Below are 19,915 nucleotides of genomic sequence, written 5' to 3'. Positions count from 1 at the left end.
GCAAACTGCGGTTCGCCTTTTTTATTGTCCTCTGAGGTAATATCGGGCGTTCTGTTTTTGGGCCCTCCCTTCGCTCTGTCACGCATGCTCGACTTTTTCCGCAATCACAAACGGCTGATGATGTTCCTGCTGCTCCTGGTGGTCCTGCCAGGGCTTGGCTTCGTCGGCATTCAAGGTTTCCGCGGCTTCTTCGACGAAAGCGCAAATGTCGCAAGCGTCGATGGACACGACATTACGCGTGTCGAGTACGACAACGCCGCGCGTCAGCAACTCGATCAGGCTCGCCAGGTCATGGGCGCGAGCTTCGACCAGGCCCTGTTCGACACGCCGCAGCATCGCAAGGACATTCTCGACGGCCTGATCCAGCAGCGCGTGCTCGCTGCTGAGACGCAGCGCCTGCACCTCAGCGCTTCGGACGATGCCGTGCGCCGCGCGCTGCTGTCCGATCCGATCATCGCGTCGCTCAAGAAGCCCGACGGCTCGATGGACCTCGACCGCTACAAGGAAATGCTCGCCATGCAGGGCATGACGCCCGAGCAGTACGACGAGCGCGTGCGCTACAGCCTCGCGATGGAGCAGTTGCCCGCCGCGGTCATCAACAGCGCGTTCACGCCGAAGTCGCTCGCACAGCAGCTCACGGCGCTCTCGGAACAGCAGCGCGAAGTCCAGGCGCTTGCATTCCATGCAACCGACTACGCGGCCAGGGTGCAGCCGACTGACGCGGAACTGCAGGCCTACTACGACGCCCACAAGAGCGATTTCGCCACGCCGGCAACGGCCCAGATCCAGTATCTGGTGCTGTCGGCAGCGGCGGTGGCGGCCACGGTTCATCCGTCCGACGCCGACCTCAAGCAGTTCTACAACGACAACATCGCCCACTACCGCACCGACGAACAGGTGCGCGCGAGCCACATCCTGATCGCCGTGCCGAAGGATGCGAGCGCGGCCGATCGCAGCACTGCGAAGCAGAAGGCGGAAGCGATCCTTGCGGAAGTGCGGGCCCATCCCGACCAGTTCGCGCAGATCGCGCAGAAGGATTCACAGGATCCGGGTTCGGCAGCGAAGGGCGGCGACCTCGGCTTCTTCGGCCGCGGCATGATCGCGGGCGGCGAAGCGTTCGACGATGCCGTCTTCAAGCTCAAAAAGGACGAGATCAGCGACGTGATCCAGTCGGACTTCGGCTATCACATCGTCAAGGTCACGGACATCAAGCCTTCGGCGACGAAGCCGTTCGAAGAGGTGAAGGCCTCGATCCTGAGCGACGTCAAGGCGCAACAGGCCACGAAGCTGCTCGGCGACGCGACCGAAGGCTTCACCTCGCTGGTCTATGAGCAGTCGAAGAGCCTGCAACCGGCCGCCGACAAGTTCAAGCTGACCATCCAGACCGCAACGGTTACGTCGAAGCCGAATCCGGCGCTGCCGCCGGACAACCCGTTGAACAATCAGAAGTTCCTCGACGCTGTGTTCGCCAACGACTCGGTGAACCAGCACAACAACACGCAGGCGATCGACGTCGGCAACAGCACGTTGATCTCAGCGCGCGTCACGAACTTCAAGCCGGCCGCGACGCCCGAATTCGCCGCGATCAAGGATGCGGTGCGTCAGCGCGTCATCGCGCAGCAGGCCGCCGATCTCGCACGCAAGGACGGTCAGGCCAGGCTCGCCGATCTGCAGAAGTCGAAGGCGGCCGCCGGATTCTCGGCGGCGGTGAAGGTTTCGCGCAATGAAGCGCAGGGTTTGTCCCCTGCGGCGCTGTCGGCAGTCTTCAAGGCCGATGCGCAGAGTCTGCCGGCCTATGTCGGCGTCGATCTCGGCAGCGACGGTTTTGCGATCTATCGCATCAATGCCGTCACGAACGGCCCGGCCGCAGAAGGTCCGCGTCTCGCCGGTGCGCAGCAGCAGCTCGCGCAGGTGAGCGGGCAATCGCAGACGCAGGCGTATCTCGATGCGCTGCGCGATCGCTCGAAGGTGAAGTACTACGGCTCGCTCGGTCCGGCCGGCCAGTCCGGCGACGGACAGTAAGACAGACGGCACGGTCCGCCGTGCCAGCAGCAAAAAAGCCCCGCAACGGGCTGCGCCGCCAGGCTGGATGTCGATCCAGCTTTGCGGTGCGGTCCGGGATTGCGGGGCTTTTGACTTTTCAGGGCTCGCGGCACACGCAGCCGGTGCGATCAGAGGCAGGCGGTGATGGCGCTGGTGGCATCGCTACCGTTTGCGGCATTGACGCCGCGACCGGCGCGGTAGCCTACCCAGGTCTTGTTATTGGGCGACCAGGACGGGCGCACTGTCGCGGCAGCGCCATCGGGCGGCCGCTGGCCCGGCATGTAGACATCGATAGACTGGTTGTTGGCCATCATCGTCTGCGAGACGACCTGCTGTTGCGAGCGATCGGCCCACTTCTGCGCGATGCACTGCGCAACGGCAGCAGACGGATGCAGGCTCGTGCCGACCGATTCCGCACCCATCGGCAGCGGCTGGCTGGCGCAGGCGCCAAGCGTTGTCGCGACGAAAATAACGGACACGTAGTTCACGCTTCTCTCTCCCGCCAGGGACGGACGGGTTCCGGCAAAAGCCGCCGATCTGCCCAGGCTTCGTGGCCGACGGCCCGGGGCGCGCATGGCGCAAACGGCGCTGCGTCACACACAGCGCAGCGACGTCAGTGCGTCAGTGCGTTAGCGAGCAGCCATCAGCGCGTCAGTCATCAGCGAGCCGTACCGGCTAGTGCTGTGCGCCGCCAGCGAGGAGCGGCTTGAGCGTCGGCCACACGTTGTCGAGCAGCAAAGGCTGTGCCTGCTGCGTTGGATGAATCTGGTCCGACTGGAACAACTCGGGTTTGTCTGTGAGACCGGCAAGCAGGAACGGAACGAGCGGCACGTGCAATTCCTTGGACAAACGGCCATAGAGGCCATGGAATTGCTGCGTATAGTCGAGTCCATAGTTGGGCGGCACGTACATGCCGACGAGCATCGGCTTCGCGTTGCCCTTGCGGATCTGGGCAATGATGGCGCGCAGATTGCTCTCGGTCGTGGCGAGCGGGACACCGCGCAGCGCATCGTTGGCGCCGAGTTCGACGATGACGATCGAGGGCTTGAGGCGCTGCATCACGAGCGGCAGGCGTGCGAGCCCGCCGCTCGTTGTGTCCCCGCTGATGCTCGCATTCGCAACGGTATAATCGATTCGCTTGTTCGCGAGCCGCTCGCGCATCAGTGCGACCCAGCCCGTGTCGCGCGGCAGGCCGTATTCGGCGGAGAGACTGTCGCCGAGCACCACGATCACGGGCTTTGCCGTGTCGGCAGTCGCAGCGGCGGGCGGTGTGGCCGCGATTGCGGGCTGCGCGCCGGTGATCGCAAATAGCGCAAAAAGCGTGGCGATCACGGCGAACGCGGTGACGAATTTGACGCAGGCAATTGCGCAAGCAGTCGCCCAGGCATTGTTGAAACCAGCGGCAAACGGCGCGCCGAGCGGCGCCTTGATGGCTAACCTGTGCTTGATCATATGCGAATGAATAGTGATCCAGTCATCGAAGTGCGCGGATTGTGCAAGCGGGTCACCGATGCCACCGGGGAATTGACGATACTCGACGGTATCGATCTCACCGTCCACGCCGGCAGCAGCGTGGCGATCGTCGGCGCTTCGGGTTCGGGCAAGTCTACGCTGCTCGGACTGCTAGCGGGGCTGGATAGCGCGAGCGCGGGCTCCGTCCGCTTGCTTGGCGAGGAGTTGACCGGCATGGCCGAGGATCAACGCGCGGCGCTGCGCAACGGTTCCGTCGGCTTCGTGTTCCAGTCGTTCCAGCTGATGCCGCATCTCACCGCGCTTGAAAATGTCGCGCTGCCGCTTGAACTGCAGGGCGGCATGTCCACCCGCGAGGCATTCGCGCGCTCGCGCGCGCTGCTCGAACGCGTTGGCCTCGGCCAGCGAACGGGGCACTATCCGAAACTCCTCTCGGGTGGCGAACAGCAACGCGTGGCGCTTGCGCGCGCATTCGTGACGCACCCCGCCATCCTCTTTGCCGACGAACCCACCGGCAGTCTCGACGCCGCCACGGGCCACGCGGTCATCGATCTGATGTTCGAGATGAATCGTGCGAACGGCGCGACGCTCGTGCTGGTCACGCACGACATCGATCTTGCGCGCCGCTGCGATACGACGGTGACGATCGAAGCGGGGCGGCGCGTGATGCATGGCGAAGTGCTCGATTCCGGCAGGATCGAAGAAGCCGGACGCTGAATGACGTGCTGCTTCATTGACGAAGGGCGTGCGCCGCGGCGCACGCCCTTTGCATCGTCAGAAACCTGCTACCGCTTTTATTCCGCGCGCTTGAGTGCGGCGCGCGCTCGCGCGATCAGCGTTGCCGTCGACGAATCGTGCTGCTTCACATCGCCGGTAGCGGCGGTGAGATCGGCCTCGACCACCTTGCCGAGAATCTTGCCGAGCTCCACGCCCCACTGGTCGAACGGATTGATATTCCACACGGACGCCTGCACGAGCACCTTGTGCTCGTAGAGCGCGATCAGCGCGCCGAGCGTGCGCGCGTTGAGCGCTTCGACAAGCAGCGTCGTGGTCGGCCGGTTGCCGGGGAACACCAGATGCGGCACGAGTTCGGGCTTGTCGGGGCCCGCCACCTTGCGCGCTTCTTCTTCGGTGCGGCCGAGCATCAGCGCTTCGCTTTGCGCGAAGCAGTTGGCGAGCAGCTTCGGATGATGGTCGCCAAGCGGATGTTCCGGCGTGAGCACCGCGATGAAGTCGATCGGCACGATCGTCGGCCCCTGGTGCAGCATCTGGAAGAACGCGTGCTGTCCGTTGGTGCCGGGCTCGCCCCAGGTGACGGCGGCGGTGGGGTAATCGACGAACCGTCCGTCGAGCCGCGCCGACTTGCCGTTGCTCTCCATTTCGAGTTGCTGGAGATAGGCGGGCAGGTAGTGCAGCGCCTCCGAGTACGGCGCGACCAGATAGCTCTGCGAGCCGAAGAAGTTGCGATACCAGACGCCGATCATCGCGAGGAGCACCGGCAGGTTGCGTTCGAGCGGCGCCTCGCGGAAATGCTGGTCCATGTCGTGCGCGCCCGCGAGCAGTTCGTCGAATTGCGCGGATCCGATCGCGATCATGATCGAGAGGCCCACCGCCGACCACAGCGAATAGCGGCCGCCCACCCAGTCCCACATCTCGAAGACGTTCGTGGCGGCGATGCCGAACTTCACGACCTCGGCCGGATTTGCCGACACGCCCACGAAGTGCTTCGCGAGTGCGCTTTCCGGGCAGCCGTTCTGCACGAACCAGTCGCGCATCGAGCGCGCGTTGGTCATCGTTTCGAGCGTGGTGAACGTCTTCGAGACGATGATGGCCAGCGTCTCTTCGGGATCGATGTGCTCGATCACGCGCCACAGATCGGCGCCGTCGACGTTCGAAACGAAGTGCGAGCTGATTTCAGGCGCCGCCAGGTGTTGCAGGGCGTGCACGACCATCTTCGGCCCGAGATCCGAGCCGCCGATGCCGATATTCACGACATGACGGATGCGCTTGCCCGTGTAGCCGGTCCAGGCGCCGCTGCGCACGGCGTCGGCGAACTTCGCCATCTTCGCGCGCTCGGCGACGACCTGGGCATGGAACGGCGCGTCGAGCCCGGTCGCGCGCAACGCGGTGTGCAGCGCCGCGCGGCCTTCGGTCGGATTGACGATCTCGCCCGCGAACATCGCGTCGCGGCGGGCTTCGACGCCCGCTTCGCGCGCGAGCTGCACGAGCAGATTCAGCGTGGCGTCGGTGATGCGGTTTTTCGAGAAATCGGCCGCAAGACCGCCGCCGGTGAACGTGAAGCGTTCGGCGCGGGTGGGGGCCGTGTCGTTGGCGGGCGCGAACCAGTCGCGCAGGCGCTCATCGCGGATTTGTTCGTAGTGCGTCTGAAGCGCGGACCATGCAGGAAGCGGATTCGTCATGTTCGTCTGGCAAGGAAGCACGGTGGGAAGGCGGCGGATACCGTCCGCCGGTCGGGCGGAGGCATTTCGCGCGCGGCGCAGTTGCACGCCCGCGCTCGATGAATGCCGGTGGCGTGGTGAGTCAGTATAGCGGGCTCACGTGAACCTGCGCAGTCATGATGGGGCGCGAAGGCGGCGTCTCCATAGACGCACGATCGTCCGTTTGCGAGCCATCGCGCATAACGCGTGTCCAGCAAGCGGCGTGCCGCCTCGCGTCGTTACGCGTTGCGCTCGTCCCGTGACGGATAAAACAGCCGGTTCATGAGCCGCCGCACCCTCGGTGCGAGTTCGCCTGCCGCGAGACCGGCCGGTCCGCCGCCTTCCGCGCAGAGCGCCTCGGCGGCGAGGCCGTGCAGCCAGACGCCTGCGAGGGCCGCTTCGAACGGCGGCAGCCGCTGCGCGAGCAGCGCGCCGATCAGGCCGCCGAGCACGTCGCCCGTGCCGCCTGTCGCGAGTGCCGCGTTGCCGGTTGGATTGATGGCGATGCGGCCATCGGGTGCCGCGATGATCGTGCCGCTGCCCTTGAGCACGGCTACCGCGGAGAAGCGCGCCGCCAGCGCGCGCGCAGCCGCGACGCGGTCTCGTTGCACGAAAGCCGTATCCGCAGCAAGCAGGCGGGCGGCTTCCAGAGGATGCGGCGTGATCACGCACGGCGTGCCGCGCGTGGCGATACGTGCGCCGAGCGCGTCGTCGCCCGCGACGAGATTGAGCGCGTCGGCATCGAGCAGCACGGGGACGTTCAACTGCAGGATCGATTCGACGAGATTGCGCGCCGCAACGCTGCCGCCCATGCCGCAGCCTGCCGCGATTGCATCCATGGCATCGGTGTCGAGCGTGTCTGCCGCGTGCAGCATCAGTTCGGGATGCGGCGGATCGTAGGGCGGCGCATCGCTGCCGATGAATCCCACATGGACCTTGCCCGCACCTGAGAGGAGCGCGGCGCGGGCTGCGAGAATGGGCGCGCCGCACATGCCGGTGTCGCCGCCGATGACGGCCAGCGTGCCGAATGTGCCCTTGTGCGTCGCGTAATCGCGCGCGGGCAGCCAGGAGGCGAAGAGGGCGGGCGCATTGAGGCGGGCGGCCGATGGTTGAGCTTCCGTGTCGATGCCGATCGGTGCGACGCTCACGGCGCCCGCATGGTCGCGGCCCGCGCCGGTGTAGAGGCCGGGCTTGGCCGCGATGAACGTGACCGTGTGGGTTGCGCGCACGGCAGGCCCGCTGCCGACGACGTTGCCCGTGTCGCTGTCGAGGCCGCTCGGCACGTCGAGCGCAAGTACGTGGCCATGGCTTCTCGCGCGTGCCGAGAGCCGTGCTGCGAGATCCGCGAAAACGCCGTCGAGCCCGCGCGCGAGTCCGATGCCGAACATCCCGTCGACGAGCCAGCCATATGCGTCGAACGAGGCGGGCGGCGCAGCCGTGATGGGAATGCCTGCAGCGCGCGCAACGCTCAGCGCCCAGCGCGCGTCGTCGGGTTTGACCTCGACCGGCATGCAGACTTCGACAGCTACGCCCGCCCGATGCAGTTCCGTCGCAACGACGAGCGCATCGCCGCCGTTATTGCCCGGCCCGGCCGCGAACCAGACGGGTTTGTCAGCGGCGGGCGAGGGCGCGTGTGCGATCTGCTCGTTCAGGAAGCGTGCGGTGGCGGCTCCGGCGCGGGCCATGAGCGTGTGTTCGGGCAGACCGGCCTGCGCAGCGGTTTCGCAGACGCGCAGTTCCTCGACGGTCAGGAGCGGCACGGGCCGGTCGTGGGGCGTGAAGAGCGTCGGTGCGGTGGAGGCGGGCAGCGGCGTGGCGGACATGGCGAGGGTGGATCGTGATATCGACAGTGCAACGATACCCGAGCCATCGCGTCGTGGGGCTCCGCGTTCTTGTCGAAACCGGGGCTTGCCGCGCGCCCGGACTGCATCCAGGCAGCTTCGCCGGGCGCGGTGCAGAGGTAGAGCGGCTTACCCGCGATCCGGCCGCAGGGCGGCGACGGTGTCGTCCGGAAGATCGGACTTGATGCCCGTGATCTGCTGCGCGACGAGCTGCGCCGAGCCGAGCGCGAGCGCCCAGCCTGCCGGGCCGTGCCCGGCGTTGACGAAGAGCCGCGGATGACCGGCGTTACCCACCGCGGGCAGGCCGTCCGCCGACAGCAGCTTCATGCCTTCCCACGCCAGTGCGGCGGAAATTCGCGCCGCGCCCGGCGCCCAGTCGCGCGAAGCTTCGCCGAGCAGCGCCAGCGCCTGCTCGGTGAGTGCTTCGGCGAGTGGTTCTTCGGCCTGGCGCGTGCGCAGCAGCACGCCGCCACCCGAAATCCGCAGACGGTGATTCATACGCGTGACGGCGACGCGCCTGGCGGTGTCGACGATCGTCGCGTGCGGCACGCATTCCTCATGCGCGACCGGCGCGCTCAATGTGTGCACGCGCAACGGATAAAGCGGCAGCTTGACGCCGAATGGCGCCACGAGGCGCGGCGTCTGCGCGCCCGCCGCCACGACCACGGCGTCGCCGGAGATGACTTCGACGTCGCGCGTGCGGGCGTCCTCGGGCAGGCGCGGCGCGAGCTCGACGGCGGCGCGGCCGCTCTCGAGCCGGATCGCGCTGACTTCGCGGCCGGTCTGGAATTGCACGCCGCCGTTGTTGTCGAGCAGCTGCTTGAGCTGCTTCACGAAGAGCGGGCAGTTCGCCACGCGCCCCGAATCGAAGTGCACGCCGCCCGCAAACGGCGGATCGGCGGGAATGTTGTGCTCGAACGCGACGCATTCGGCTGCGCTCAGTGCGTGATGCGGCACCTCGAAGCGGCGCAGCAGTTCGAGCGCGGGTTGCGTGAGCGCCCATTCGCCGGTGCTGCGCACGAGGTAGAGCAGGCCCTTGCGCTGTTCGTATTCGAGCTGGAAGCGGTTTTCGGCGTCGCCGAGCGCGCTTTCGGCGGCCTCGATCAGCGGGCGCAGTTGCGCGTAGCGGGCCGCGAAGGCTTCGGAGCCGTGCAGCGTGCGCAGCCGCTTGACGAATGCGCGTGCCTGGCCCCCGAATCCCGTTCTGCAGATCACGCCGCCCGCGCTGTGCCGTCCACCGCGCAAAAAGGTGGGGCCGAACCAGACGTCGAGCGGAGTGGGCAGCACGACGCCGCTGTGGCCATAGGTGGCGCCTTGCGCAACCGTCGCATGGCGTTCGACCACGCAGACGCGGTGACCCGCCGCGCGCAACTGGTAGGCTGTGGCGACGCCGGCGATTCCGCCGCCAATGACGATGACATCCATGACAATACGATCTGCAGGCGGACGGCGCGCCGACGGGAATGGGGCGCCGTGCCAGGGGTGGGGCGTGCGGCGCGCGTTTTTTTGCGAGCCGATCGGGTGAAACGCGCAATCATAGCAGCCAAACGGGGCGGCTCGCCATGCGCGCAAAGGGTAAGCGCTGCGTCTGCCGGGCCGGGGCGGGCCTTCCGCGCTATAATTGCGGACTCCCTTTCGCCTGCCGTCGCCGCCTTGCGCGACTCATCGCCGCCGTGCGAGGCGAATTCCGCGACGCAATTTCGACGCAACCTCGACGCAACGTCCCAGTCCATGGCCCACTTCTCGTGTTTCCCCGGTGCTTCGGCCCTCTCCGACTTCCGTCAAACCCGCCTGCTTGAAACGCTCCAGCGTATCGGTGCAAGCTTCGACGCCAACATCGTCGGCGTGTACGGCCAGTATCTGCATTTCGTCAATTCGGCTGCGCCGCTCACCCCTGAGGACAGCGCGAAGATCGAGGCGCTGATGCACTACGGCGCGCCGTTCGCGGCGCCGCAGGAGCGCGGCAGTACGGTAACGTTCCTCGTCGTGCCGCGCTTTGGCACGGTTTCGCCGTGGGCGAGCAAGGCCACCGACATCGCGCACCACTGCGGCCTCGAACAGGTGCGCCGCATCGAGCGCGGCGTCGAGTACACGGTGGTGCTGAAATCGGGCATCCTCGGCGGCAAGAAAACGCTTTCCGACGAAGCGCGCGAAGCGGTTGCGGCGGCGCTGCACGATCGCATGACCGAAAGCGTGGCTGGCTCGCGCGACACGGCCTTGCACCTCTTCGACGAACTGCCCGCGAAGCCGATGCAGACCGTGGATGTGCTCGGCCACGGCCGCAAGGCGCTCGAGACCGCGAACGGCGAACTGGGCCTCGCGCTCGCCGACGACGAGATCGACTATCTCGTCGATGCGTTCACAAAGCTCGAACGCAATCCCACCGATGTCGAACTGATGATGTTCGCGCAGGCCAACAGCGAGCACTGCCGCCACAAGATCTTCAACGCGAGCTGGACCATCGACGGTCAGGAGCAGGATCTGTCGCTCTTCGCGATGATCCGCAACACCGAAAAGGTGAGTCCGCAGGGCACGATCGTCGCATATTCGGACAATTCCTCGATCATGGAAGGCGCGGTCGCGGAGCGCTGGTTCCCGCGCAAGGCGGGTAGCGCGGGCGCACCCGCCGAGCAGTACGGCCGCCACACCGAACTCACGCACACGCTGATGAAGGTGGAGACGCACAACCACCCGACCGCGATCTCGCCGTTCCCGGGCGCCGCAACCGGCGCGGGCGGCGAAATCCGCGACGAGGGCGCGACGGGTCGCGGCGCGCGTCCGAAGGCCGGTCTCACGGGCTTCACGGTCTCGAACCTCGAACTGCCCGATGCGCGCGAATCCTGGGAGAACGCGCGCGACGCCGCCACGCCGCTCGCGCACCGCAATCCCGCCGACGAAGCCACCGCTTATGGTCGTCCGGACCGCATCGCGTCGCCGCTGCAGATCATGATCGACGGCCCGGTCGGCGGCGCTGCGTTCAACAACGAATTCGGCCGCCCGAATCTCGGCGGCTACTTCCGCGTCTACGAGCAGAACGTTGCAGGCACCGTGCGCGGCTATCACAAGCCGATCATGATCGCGGGCGGCATCGGCAACATCAGCGCGCAGCACACGCACAAGCACGACTTGCCCGAAGGCTCGCTGCTGATCCAGATCGGCGGCCCGGGCATGCGCATCGGCATGGGCGGCGGCGCGGCCAGTTCGATGGCCACCGGCACGAACACGGCACAGCTCGACTTCGATTCGGTCCAGCGCGGCAACCCGGAAATCGAGCGTCGCGCGCAGGAAGTCATCAACTCGTGCTGGCAACTTGGCGAGCAGAATCCGATCCTGAGCATTCATGACGTCGGCGCGGGCGGCCTTTCGAACGCGTTCCCGGAACTCGTCGACGGCGCGGACAAGGGCGCGCGCTTCGAACTGCGCAAGGTCCAGCTCGAAGAGTCGGGGCTGTCGCCGCGCGAAATCTGGTCGAACGAAGCGCAGGAGCGCTACGTCCTCGCGATTTCGCCCGCCGACCTGCCCATGTTCGAAGCGATCTGCACGCGCGAGCGCTGCCCGTTCGCGGTGGTCGGCGTGGCAAGCGCCGAGCGCGAACTGAAGCTCATCGACACCGACGAAAAGGCGCTGGCCGCGAACGGCAACCACCAGCCGGTGGACATGCCGATGGACATTCTGCTCGGCAAGCCGCCGCGCATGCACCGCGACGTCGAGCACGCGAGCACGCCGCTCGTGCCGGTCGACGTGACCGGCGTGGCGTTCGACGAAGTCGCGAAGAGCGTGCTGCGTCATCCGACTGTCGGCAGCAAGTCCTTCCTCATCACGATCGGCGACCGCTCGGTGGGTGGCACGAGCGTGCGCGACCAGATGGTCGGCCCGTGGCAGGTGCCGGTCGCCGACTGCGCGATCACGACGCTTGATTACGCGGGCTACAAGGGCGAAGCGATGACGATGGCCGAGCGCACGCCGCTCGCCGTGATCGACGCGCCTGCGTCGGGCCGCATGGCCATCGGCGAGGCCGTCACGAACATTGCGTGCGCACCCATCGCCTCGCTCGACAAGCTCAAGCTCTCGGCGAACTGGATGGCCGCGTGCGGCGCGCCCGGCGAAGATGCCGCGCTCTACGACACCGTGAAGGCGATCGGCATGGAGCTGTGCCCGGCGCTCGGCATTGGCATTCCGGTGGGCAAGGATTCGTTGTCGATGCGCACCAAGTGGAACGAACAGGGCGTCGCGAAGGAAGTGGTCGCGCCGGTGTCGCTGATCATCTCGGCGTTCGCGCAAGTCGACGACGTGCGCCGCCATCTCACGCCGCAACTGCGCCGCGTTGACGAGGCCGGCGAATCGGTGCTGATCGTGATCGACCTTGGCCGCGGCAAGAACCGGCTCGGCGGCAGCATCTTCGCGCAGGTCACGCAGCAGGTGGGCCACGCGGTGCCCGACGTCGACAGCGCAGAAGACCTCAAGCACTTCTTCACGGCGATCCAGCAACTCAACGCCAACGAGCAGCTGCTTGCCTACCATGACCGCTCGGACGGCGGCCTGTGGGCGACGGTGTGCGAAATGGCGTTCGCGGGTCACGTGGGCGTGTCGCTGAACGTCGACATGCTTACGCTGGACACCGAACACGAATCCGATTACGGCGACGCGAAAGACTGGACGCAACAAACAAGCGGCCGTCGTGAAGACCGCACGCTGCGCGCGCTGTTCGCGGAAGAACTCGGCGCCGTGATCCAGGTGCCCGCCCAGCAGCGCGACGCCGTGTTCGCAGTGCTGCGCCAGCACGGCCTGTCGGCCTGTTCGCACGTGATCGGCCATCTGAACGACCGTGACGCCATCGAGATCTATCGCGACGCGAAGCGCATCTATCAGGCGCCGCGCGCCGAACTGCAGCGCGCGTGGAGCGAAGTGAGCTGGCGCATTGCGCGCCTGCGCGACAATCCGGCCTGCGCCGACGCCGAATACGACGCGCTCCTCGACGCCGCCGATCCGGGCATGACGCCGCATCTGACGTTCGATCCGTCCGACGACATCGCCGCACCGTTCGTCGCCACGGGCGCGCGTCCGCGGGTGGCGATCCTGCGCGAGCAGGGCGTGAACTCGCACCTCGAAACCGCGTACGCATTCGACCGTGCAGGCTTCGATGCGCACGACGTCCATATGAGCGACCTGCTCGAAGGCCGCGCGACGCTCGCCGATTTCGCGGGCGCCGTGGCCTGCGGCGGTTTTTCGTACGGCGACGTGCTCGGTGCGGGCGAGGGCTGGGCGAAGACGATCCGCTTCAACGCGCAACTTGCGGACATGTTCGCGGCCTTCTTCGCACGCGAGGACACGTTCGCACTCGGCATCTGCAACGGCTGCCAGATGATGTCGAGCCTCGCCTCGATGATTCCGGGCGCCGACGCGTGGCCGAAGTTCACGCGCAACAAGTCGGAGCAGTTCGAAGCGCGCTTCTCGCTCGTCGAAGTGCAAGGTTCGCCGTCAATCTTCTTCGCCGGCATGGAAGGCTCGCGCATTCCGGTGGCGGTCGCGCACGGCGAAGGGTTCGCGGACTTCTCGCAGCAAGGCGATCTGACGAAGGTTGCCGTGGCGATGCGTTATGTCGATCACCAGGGGCAGGCGACCGAGCGCTATCCGTTCAATCCGAACGGCTCGCCGCAGGGCATCACGTCGGTGACGACGCCCGATGGCCGCTTTACCGTCCTGATGCCGCACACCGAGCGCGTGCAGCGCACCGTGACGATGAGCTGGCATCCGCAGGCATGGGGCGAGGCGAGCCCGTGGATGCGTGCATTCCGCAACGCGCGTAAGTGGGTCGGTTAAGCCGCACGCCGCGCGCTTGATTCGCCAATGCACAAGCCGGCCTTCGGGTCGGCTTTTTTACGCGCTTTAATATGCGTTTGCACGCATGCCCCGATGTGGTATGCGCAGTATGCAAAATACTTCCCACATCTTTTCGGACTGCATCTCAAAATCAGATGTGGGAGGGTGTAAATTTAATATGCGATTTTGTTAAATATAGGATTTTTACGAAAATCGCACCGCACCAACTGACATGTAAATTTACTCCGGTAAAAGTGTTAACGCCGAATTCAGTCTCGTGGATCATTCTGTTGATCATGAAGAGATTTTATTTTGGTTAACTTTTCCCAAGGAGTGATTTTAATATGCCAATTCCAGCGTATATGTGGCTTAAAGACGATGGCGGTGCGCGCATAAACGGTTCATCAACCATTCAGGAGCGCGAAGGCAGCATCGAAATCATCAGTTTTAGCCACGGCGTGAGATTGCCGGTAGACGCTGCTAACGGCAAAATTACTGGCACGCGAACCCACTCACCGATTGCGTTCGAAAAGGAGTTTGACTCTGCGACACCTTACCTTTATAAGGCTGTGGCGACAGGGCAAACGCTGCAATCAGCTGAAATCAAGTGGTACCGCATCAATGATGCGGGAAAAGAGCAAGTATATTTCGTGATGCTGTTCGAAGGCGTAAAGGTCTGCGGTATTAATCCTGGAATGGCAAATAGCAGGCTGACGCGGACATCCGCTCTCAATCACGTCGAATCGATCTCCATGATGTATGACCGTATCACATGGCATTATCTCGATGGAAATATAAAATTTACCGATTCATGGAATGAGCGCGGATAAACAGGGGTGGAAATGGCTTATACAGGTAGATTCCTGGTGGATAATGAATTTCTGTCACCCCTGACCATTGATGGTTTGGGTACGTTCGATGCGTATTCGGGAGATGAAATATATCGCAATCGAGGCGGATGCACGGCAATAGTTAGTAAAGGGCCGATTCCAGCTGGTAAATACTGGATCGTTGACAGGCCTGCAGGCGGTGCACGCTCCAGGGCTTATGCGTGGATAAAAGATGAGTTAAATGCCTATCAGGGACGGCGGACCGATCACGGTGAATGGTTTGCCTTATATCGGGATGATGGGCGAATCGACGATTTCACCTGGGTCAATGGTGTCAGGCGCGGTCAATTCCGATTGCATCCAGCTGGTGGGCACGGTGTGTCACTTGGTTGCATCACCCTGCCGAGTCGTACGGATTTCCAGAGAATCCGCACGTCACTATTGAACACCAAGACAATCCCCGCGGGCAATTCTGGGCTTAACGCATATGGAACAATTGAGGTCATCACGTATGGCAACGCTTGCCCGTAGGCTATTCAAGGCAGCGCTGTTTTTGGGGCTGCTCGCTCTATCACTTCGTTATGTCCAGCCGTACCCCTACGAGTGGACCGATGGCGAGGCGCGTGCATGGTGGCGTGCTTCGGATTGGCTCGGCGTCAGCGATCCCGACGATCTGTATTTCGTGGTGTGGACGAGTATCGAATTGCTCGTGGCCATATTGGCCTATATAGCGATCATGAAGCTATGGCGGCACTACCAGTCGAAGAAATTGAGGTGATCACGTATGGCAACACTTGCCCGCAGTTTCTTCAAGGTCGCGCTGTTTATCGGGTTGTTTCTCCTTTCATTTCGTTATGTTCGACCATCCCATAAGTGGGCGGCAGGCGAGGCGCGTGCATGGTGGCGTGCTTCGGATTGGCTCGGTGTCCGCAATCCCGAGGATTTGTATATCGGAGTGTGGGTGACGATCGAACTGATCGTGGCCGCGCTGGCCTATGTGGCGATCATGAAGCTATGGCGGCACTACCAGTCGAAGAAATTGAGGTGATCACGTATGGCAACACTTGCCCGCAGGCTATTCAAGGTGGCGCTGTTTGTTGGCTTGTTCCGCCTCTCCGTAGCCTACGTTCACACATACCCTATACCAATGCCAGAAAGCCACGCGGTGACATGGTGGCGCGCTTCACGCTGGCTTGGTATCCGCGATCCGGAGGATCTGTATTTCATAGTATGGGTGACTATTGACCTGCTCGTGGCCGTGCTGGCCTATATGGCGATCATCAAACTATGGCGGCACTACCGAACGAAACCATAAACAGACGGTACGTTCGATCTGCTCGCTGTACTTCACCATGAAAAACACCCCAAAGGCTGGATTCGTGTCCAGCTTTTGGGGTGTAGCCAACTTCCGCAATACGCTTTACTGAATCTTTGCCTGCTTGGTCAGCTTCTCTTCGAACGCCTGCAGCTTTTCCTCTTGCAGTTGCTGCTTGATCTGGTCGCGCACTTGTTCCAGCGGCGGCGGCGCGATCGGGCGCGTGTCGTCGAGGCGGATGATGTGCCAGCCGAACTGCGTGTGAACCGGCGTATCGGTCATCTGGCCTTTTTGCAGATGCGCGGCCGCTTCGGCGAATTCAGGCACATAGGCCTTCGGGTCCGACCAGTCCAGATCGCCGCCGTTCTTCGCCGAGCCCGGGTCCTTCGAGTACTGCTTTGCCAGGTCTTCGAAGCTTGCGCCACCCTTGATCTTCGCGATCAGGTCCTTTGCCTGCTGCTCGTTGTCCACGAGGATGTGGTGCAGGTGAAATTCGCTGCCGCCCGCCTGCTGCGTCAACTGATCGTAGCGCGCCTTGATATCGGCGTCGCTCGGCTGATTGTTCTTCGCGAAGTTTTCGATCAGCGCGCGCAGCACGACGGTCTGCTGGACCATGGCGATCTGGGCCTTCACGTCCGGCCGGTTCGGGATGCCCTGGCGCAACGCTTCCTGCATCAGGATTTCGCGTCGCACGAGTTCTTCGCGCACCTGCATTTGCAGCTGCGGCGTATCCTGCTGGCCTTGTTGCACGAGCTGGTTGATCAGCGCATCGGCGCGCGACTTGGGAACCGGCGTGCCGTTGACGACGGCGATGTTCTGCGCGAAGACGGGCGCAGCGGCGCACGCAGCCAGCAACACCCAGAAGCGGGTTTTTTTCAAGGTCATCGAAAAGTCCTAACAGGGCGAACGAACCAAAAGAACGAACTAAAAGATAGGCTACCGGGGCAGCGCTGCAGCTTCTTCGGGCGTGAGCGCCGTGATTACAAGTGCGTGAATGCCGCGCTGCATCGCATCGGCCAGCGCATCATACACCATGCGATGCCTTGCCAGGCGGGCTTTCCCGGCGAATGCGGCCGCAACGATCGTGACGCTGTAGTGCCCGCCCGCGGCTGCGCCGACGTGGCCGGCATGTTGCGCGCTATCGTCGCGCACCTCGATCGATACGACCGGCGCGAGTGCCGCCGAGAGGCGCGACTCGATCAGCGCCACACGCTCAGCCGGGCTTGCGTTGATGAAAACCGCGCTCATTCTTCCTCCTCCTTGATGTAACGCGAGAGCCACAGACTCTGTCCGACGATAAACACGACGAGAATGCCCGTGGCGCCGAACAGCTTGAAATCGACCCATGCGTCCGTCGAGAAGTGAAACGCCACGAAGAGGTTCAAGAGGCCGAGCAGCACGAAGAAGACGGCCCAGATGAAGTTGAGCTGCGTCCAGATCCGGTGCGGCAGCGTGATCTGCTTGCCCATCATCGCTTCGATCAGGTTCTTGCCGAAGCCGATCTGCGAGACGAGCAGCGCCACTGCGAACGCCCAGTAGAGGACGGTGGGTTTCCACTTGATGAAGGTTTCGTCGTGCAGCACGAGTGTTGCGCCGCCGAACACGGTGACGATCCCGAGGGACAGCCAGAGCATTGGATCGACCTTGCGGTGACGGAATGCGACCCATGCAATCTGCACGAGTGTCGCGACGATCGCCACGGCGGTCGCCGTAAAGATGCCCCACACCTTGAAGGCAACGAAGAACAGGATGATCGGAAACAGATCAAACAGGAATTTCATTATCGGCCCGGAAGTCCGTAAAAACAGGGCACAACGCCATGCGTGGCGTCGTGTTTTACTTGAGCGTCGTGACGGCCGCTGCGGCGCGCATGCCGCATCCGGCGCACTCGCCGCTCACGCCACGCTCGGCGCTCACTTGGGCTCGAATTGTAGCGCAGCCGAATTGATGCAATACCGAAGGCCAGTCGGCGCGGGGCCATCTTCGAATACGTGCCCCAGATGCGCGCCGCAGTGCTTGCAGCGCACTTCGATGCGCAGCATGCCGTGCGAGCGGTCGGTGCGCTCCTCGATCACCTCGCCGTTGATCGGGCGGAAATAGCTCGGCCAGCCGCATCCGGCGTCGAATTTCGTATCGGATTCGAAGAGGGGCGTGCCGCAACACACACAGTCGTAGACGCCGCGGTCCCAGTGATCCCAGTAGCGGCCCGTGAATGGCCGCTCCGTCGCCGCATGGCGAGCGACCTGGTATTCCATGTCCGAAAGCTGCTCGCGCCAGTCGGCATCGTCCTTGTGGCCGGGATAGGCGTCGGAATTGTGATCGTCGTGGCTCATGTGTGGGTTCCTGTCTGTCGATTTGGGCAGCGCCAGTGCGAAGAAAAACGCGAGGGTGCGGCTAAAACGCACGGCTAATACGGACGGTTAATGCGGATGATTAATGTGCGCGACTCAGGAGGAGCAGCTGAGTTCGAGCGATTGCGCCCACTCGGGTGGCTCCGCCGCATAAGCGGCGTGCTCCGGCTGCTCGTCGAACGGACGCGAGAGCACGCGCAAGAGCCGCTCCACTTCGCTGAAGTCCTTTTGCGCGGCGCGTTCGATCGCCGTCTGCGCGAGGTGATTGCGAAGCACGAACTTCGGGTTCACACGATTCATCGCCGTGGCCCGCGCGGCATCGTCGCGCGGTTCGAGCGCGAGACGCGCGCGATAGTCGCTCGCCCATGCGTCGAAGGCCGCACGGTCGAGAAAGAGGTCGCGCACCGGCGCGTCGTTGTCCGCGCAATGCTTCGACACGCGCGCGAGACGACGAAACGTCAGCGTGAAGTCGGCCCGGTTCGCGTGCATGATCTCGAAGAGACGGTTGGCCAGCGCGTCGTCGCTGTCGTGTTCCGTTTCGAGGCCGAGCTTCGCGCGCATGCGCGCTTCGAGCGCGGGCCCGAAATAACCCTTGAAGCGTTCGAGCACGCCTTGAGCGTCGGCTACCGCGCGCTCGCCGCGCGCCTTGTCGTTAGCTGCGACGTCAGCTGCGTCGCCGCCTTCATTGCGCTTCTGGCCGAAAAGCGGCAGCAGCGCCTGCGCGAGGCAGAAGAGATTCCAGTAGCCGACCTGCGGCTGCATGCTGTACGCGTAGCGGCCCTGCGAATCCGAGTGATTGCAGATGTGGTTCGCGTTGAAGCCGTCCATGAAACCGAACGGACCGTAGTCGATCGTGAGGCCGAGAATCGACATGTTGTCCGTGTTCATGACGCCATGGCAGAACCCCACCGCCTGCCATTCGACCATCAGCGCCGCCGTGCTGCGCACGGCTTCGTCGAGCAGCGAGAGATATGGATCGTCGGCTTCGCGCAGATGCGGGTAAAAGCGTGCGATCACGTGATCCGCGAGCGTTTGCAGCGCGGCGAAATTATCGTTCGCGTAGAAGTGCTCGAAGTGGCCAAAGCGCACGAAGCTCGGCGAGACGCGCGTGACGACCGCCGACGTTTCGATCGTCTCGCGCCGCACCGGCTGATCGGAGCCGACTACCGCGAGCGCGCGCGTGGTCGGAATGCCGAGGTGGTGCATCGCCTCCGAGCACAGAAACTCGCGGATCGACGAGCGCAGCACGGCGCGGCCATCGCCCATGCGGGAGTACGGTGTGCGGCCCGTGCCCTTGAGCTGTAGCTCGTAGCGCTGGCCGGCGTGCTCGATCTCGCCGAGGCCCAGCGCGCGCCCGTCGCCGAGTTGACCGGCCCACACGCCGAACTGGTGCCCAGAATAGACCGACGCATACGACATCGACTGCGGCGTGCGTTCGCGCGTGCCACTGCCTGCGAAGTACGGCGCGAATGCGGGATCGTCGGCGATAGCGGCGTCGAGACCGAGCCGCGACGCCATGTCCGCCGAGAAGCCGACGAGATACGGCGCGGGCAGCGGATCTGCCGGCAATCGGGTGAAAAAGGTGGTGCCGAGTGCGCCAAACGCGTCGTCGCGCGCTGCGGTGAGCGCGCGTTCGACTTGGGCGAGCGGACCGTCGCGGACTTCGCGCATCGCGGCGCAGTCCGCCAGGGGAGTAATGGGGCCTGGTGAAAACGACATATTGAGCGCCTGATGAATAGCCGATATTGTAAATCCGCGCTAGCGGACGTGCTGGCCGCCCGCTTGAACCTACCCGAGCCCGCCAGGC

18 protein-coding genes are annotated in these 19,915 nt (G+C 64.2%); 8 read left to right on the top strand and 10 right to left on the bottom strand.

Features of this window, described 5'->3' with window-relative positions:
- Positions 1 to 84 precede the first annotated feature (84 nt).
- Positions 85 to 2,022 (top strand): SurA N-terminal domain-containing protein, encoded by a 1,938-nt coding sequence (locus Q0L30_RS10345; RefSeq protein WP_296654601.1) that lies wholly within the window; start codon positions 85 to 87, stop codon positions 2,020 to 2,022.
- A gap of 149 nt (positions 2,023 to 2,171) precedes the next feature.
- Here Q0L30_RS10345 and Q0L30_RS10340 read toward each other — a convergent pair whose 3' ends face one another.
- Positions 2,172 to 2,531, bottom strand: coding sequence for a hypothetical protein (locus Q0L30_RS10340; protein WP_296654600.1), 360 nt, complete (start codon positions 2,529 to 2,531; stop codon positions 2,172 to 2,174).
- A 187-nt stretch (positions 2,532 to 2,718) separates the two neighbouring features.
- Positions 2,719 to 3,495, bottom strand: a complete 777-nt coding sequence (locus tag Q0L30_RS10335) for an arylesterase (RefSeq protein WP_296654598.1) — start codon at positions 3,493 to 3,495, stop codon at positions 2,719 to 2,721.
- Here Q0L30_RS10335 and Q0L30_RS10330 point away from each other — a divergent pair, their 5' ends adjacent.
- Entirely contained in the window at positions 3,496 to 4,230 is a 735-nt protein-coding gene (locus Q0L30_RS10330) for an ABC transporter ATP-binding protein (protein WP_296654596.1), read from the top strand.
- 77 nt (positions 4,231 to 4,307) lie between these two features.
- Here the strand turns inward: Q0L30_RS10330 and pgi are convergent, their stop codons facing one another.
- The 3 genes from pgi to Q0L30_RS10315 all read right to left on the bottom strand — a co-directional run bounded on the left by pgi (position 4,308) and on the right by Q0L30_RS10315 (position 9,217).
- On the bottom strand, positions 4,308 to 5,933 hold the full coding sequence (gene pgi / locus Q0L30_RS10325) for a glucose-6-phosphate isomerase (protein ID WP_296654594.1): 1,626 nt from the start codon (positions 5,931 to 5,933) through the stop codon (positions 4,308 to 4,310).
- 257 nt (positions 5,934 to 6,190) lie between these two features.
- A complete protein-coding gene (locus tag Q0L30_RS10320) occupies positions 6,191 to 7,774 on the bottom strand; it encodes an NAD(P)H-hydrate dehydratase (RefSeq protein WP_296654592.1) in 1,584 nt (527 codons plus the stop codon).
- Positions 7,775 to 7,921: 147 nt separating this feature from the next.
- Positions 7,922 to 9,217 (bottom strand): FAD-dependent oxidoreductase, encoded by a 1,296-nt coding sequence (locus Q0L30_RS10315; protein ID WP_296654590.1) that lies wholly within the window; start codon positions 9,215 to 9,217, stop codon positions 7,922 to 7,924.
- Between the two features lie 306 nt (positions 9,218 to 9,523).
- Between Q0L30_RS10315 and purL the strand changes: the two genes are divergently transcribed.
- The 6 genes from purL (at position 9,524) to Q0L30_RS10285 (ending at position 15,757) form a co-directional block, all read left to right on the top strand.
- Positions 9,524 to 13,612, top strand: coding sequence for a phosphoribosylformylglycinamidine synthase (gene purL / locus Q0L30_RS10310; RefSeq protein ID WP_296654587.1), 4,089 nt, complete (start codon positions 9,524 to 9,526; stop codon positions 13,610 to 13,612).
- 344 nt (positions 13,613 to 13,956) lie between these two features.
- Entirely contained in the window at positions 13,957 to 14,442 is a 486-nt protein-coding gene (locus Q0L30_RS10305) for a type VI secretion system tube protein TssD (protein ID WP_296654585.1), read from the top strand.
- Between the two features lie 12 nt (positions 14,443 to 14,454).
- On the top strand, positions 14,455 to 14,973 hold the full coding sequence (locus Q0L30_RS10300) for a DUF2778 domain-containing protein (RefSeq protein WP_296654584.1): 519 nt from the start codon (positions 14,455 to 14,457) through the stop codon (positions 14,971 to 14,973).
- Positions 14,954 to 15,220: a hypothetical protein gene (locus tag Q0L30_RS10295; protein ID WP_296654582.1), complete on the top strand. Its 267-nt coding sequence runs from the start codon at positions 14,954 to 14,956 to the stop codon at positions 15,218 to 15,220. The genes Q0L30_RS10300 and Q0L30_RS10295 overlap by 20 nt, the downstream gene beginning before the upstream one ends.
- Positions 15,221 to 15,226: 6 nt before the next feature.
- Positions 15,227 to 15,490, top strand: a complete 264-nt coding sequence (locus tag Q0L30_RS10290; RefSeq protein WP_296654581.1) for a hypothetical protein — start codon at positions 15,227 to 15,229, stop codon at positions 15,488 to 15,490.
- A 6-nt stretch (positions 15,491 to 15,496) separates the two neighbouring features.
- Positions 15,497 to 15,757 carry a hypothetical protein gene (locus Q0L30_RS10285; RefSeq protein ID WP_296654579.1) on the top strand — a complete coding sequence of 87 codons (261 nt, stop codon included), beginning with the start codon at positions 15,497 to 15,499 and terminating at the stop codon, positions 15,755 to 15,757.
- 105 nt (positions 15,758 to 15,862) lie between these two features.
- Here Q0L30_RS10285 and Q0L30_RS10280 read toward each other — a convergent pair whose 3' ends face one another.
- From Q0L30_RS10280 to Q0L30_RS10260, 5 genes are all read right to left on the bottom strand, one after another.
- Complete coding sequence (locus Q0L30_RS10280) at positions 15,863 to 16,642, bottom strand: peptidylprolyl isomerase (RefSeq protein WP_296654577.1); 780 nt, start codon at positions 16,640 to 16,642, stop codon at positions 15,863 to 15,865.
- A 51-nt stretch (positions 16,643 to 16,693) separates the two neighbouring features.
- The gene (locus Q0L30_RS10275; RefSeq protein ID WP_293040937.1) at positions 16,694 to 17,005 is read right to left on the bottom strand and encodes a BolA family transcriptional regulator; all 312 of its coding nucleotides are present in this window, start codon (positions 17,003 to 17,005) and stop codon (positions 16,694 to 16,696) included.
- Complete coding sequence (locus Q0L30_RS10270; protein WP_296654576.1) at positions 17,002 to 17,538, bottom strand: septation protein A; 537 nt, start codon at positions 17,536 to 17,538, stop codon at positions 17,002 to 17,004. Before Q0L30_RS10270 ends, Q0L30_RS10275 begins: the two co-directional genes overlap by 4 nt.
- A 132-nt stretch (positions 17,539 to 17,670) precedes the next feature.
- On the bottom strand, positions 17,671 to 18,090 hold the full coding sequence (msrB, locus tag Q0L30_RS10265; RefSeq protein WP_296654574.1) for a peptide-methionine (R)-S-oxide reductase MsrB: 420 nt from the start codon (positions 18,088 to 18,090) through the stop codon (positions 17,671 to 17,673).
- 114 nt (positions 18,091 to 18,204) lie between these two features.
- Positions 18,205 to 19,779, bottom strand: coding sequence for a YdiU family protein (locus Q0L30_RS10260; RefSeq protein WP_296654572.1), 1,575 nt, complete (start codon positions 19,777 to 19,779; stop codon positions 18,205 to 18,207).
- Positions 19,780 to 19,915: the final 136 nt, after the last annotated feature.

The organism is Paraburkholderia sp. (assembly GCF_024281035.1).
Lineage (GTDB): Bacteria > Pseudomonadota > Gammaproteobacteria > Burkholderiales > Burkholderiaceae > Paraburkholderia.
This window is presented reverse-complemented; position numbering and strand designations above follow the sequence as displayed.

Coding starts and splice junctions, on each gene's coding strand:
- Q0L30_RS10280 (WP_296654577.1), bottom strand. CDS start 16,642: ATGACCTTGAAAAAAACCCGCTTCTGGGTGTTGCTGGCTGCGTGCGCC.
- Q0L30_RS10270 (WP_296654576.1), bottom strand. CDS start 17,538: ATGAAATTCCTGTTTGATCTGTTTCCGATCATCCTGTTCTTCGTTGCC.
- Q0L30_RS10330 (WP_296654596.1), top strand. CDS start 3,496: ATGCGAATGAATAGTGATCCAGTCATCGAAGTGCGCGGATTGTGCAAG.
- Q0L30_RS10300 (WP_296654584.1), top strand. CDS start 14,455: ATGGCTTATACAGGTAGATTCCTGGTGGATAATGAATTTCTGTCACCC.
- purL (WP_296654587.1), top strand. CDS start 9,524: ATGGCCCACTTCTCGTGTTTCCCCGGTGCTTCGGCCCTCTCCGACTTC.
- pgi (WP_296654594.1), bottom strand. CDS start 5,933: ATGACGAATCCGCTTCCTGCATGGTCCGCGCTTCAGACGCACTACGAA.
- Q0L30_RS10285 (WP_296654579.1), top strand. CDS start 15,497: ATGGCAACACTTGCCCGCAGGCTATTCAAGGTGGCGCTGTTTGTTGGC.
- Q0L30_RS10290 (WP_296654581.1), top strand. CDS start 15,227: ATGGCAACACTTGCCCGCAGTTTCTTCAAGGTCGCGCTGTTTATCGGG.
- Q0L30_RS10260 (WP_296654572.1), bottom strand. CDS start 19,779: ATGCGCGAAGTCCGCGACGGTCCGCTCGCCCAAGTCGAACGCGCGCTC.
- Q0L30_RS10295 (WP_296654582.1), top strand. CDS start 14,954: ATGGCAACGCTTGCCCGTAGGCTATTCAAGGCAGCGCTGTTTTTGGGG.
- Q0L30_RS10305 (WP_296654585.1), top strand. CDS start 13,957: ATGCCAATTCCAGCGTATATGTGGCTTAAAGACGATGGCGGTGCGCGC.
- Q0L30_RS10320 (WP_296654592.1), bottom strand. CDS start 7,774: ATGTCCGCCACGCCGCTGCCCGCCTCCACCGCACCGACGCTCTTCACG.
- msrB (WP_296654574.1), bottom strand. CDS start 18,090: ATGAGCCACGACGATCACAATTCCGACGCCTATCCCGGCCACAAGGAC.
- Q0L30_RS10275 (WP_293040937.1), bottom strand. CDS start 17,005: ATGAGCGCGGTTTTCATCAACGCAAGCCCGGCTGAGCGTGTGGCGCTG.
- Q0L30_RS10335 (WP_296654598.1), bottom strand. CDS start 3,495: ATGATCAAGCACAGGTTAGCCATCAAGGCGCCGCTCGGCGCGCCGTTT.
- Q0L30_RS10345 (WP_296654601.1), top strand. CDS start 85: ATGCTCGACTTTTTCCGCAATCACAAACGGCTGATGATGTTCCTGCTG.
- Q0L30_RS10315 (WP_296654590.1), bottom strand. CDS start 9,217: ATGGATGTCATCGTCATTGGCGGCGGAATCGCCGGCGTCGCCACAGCC.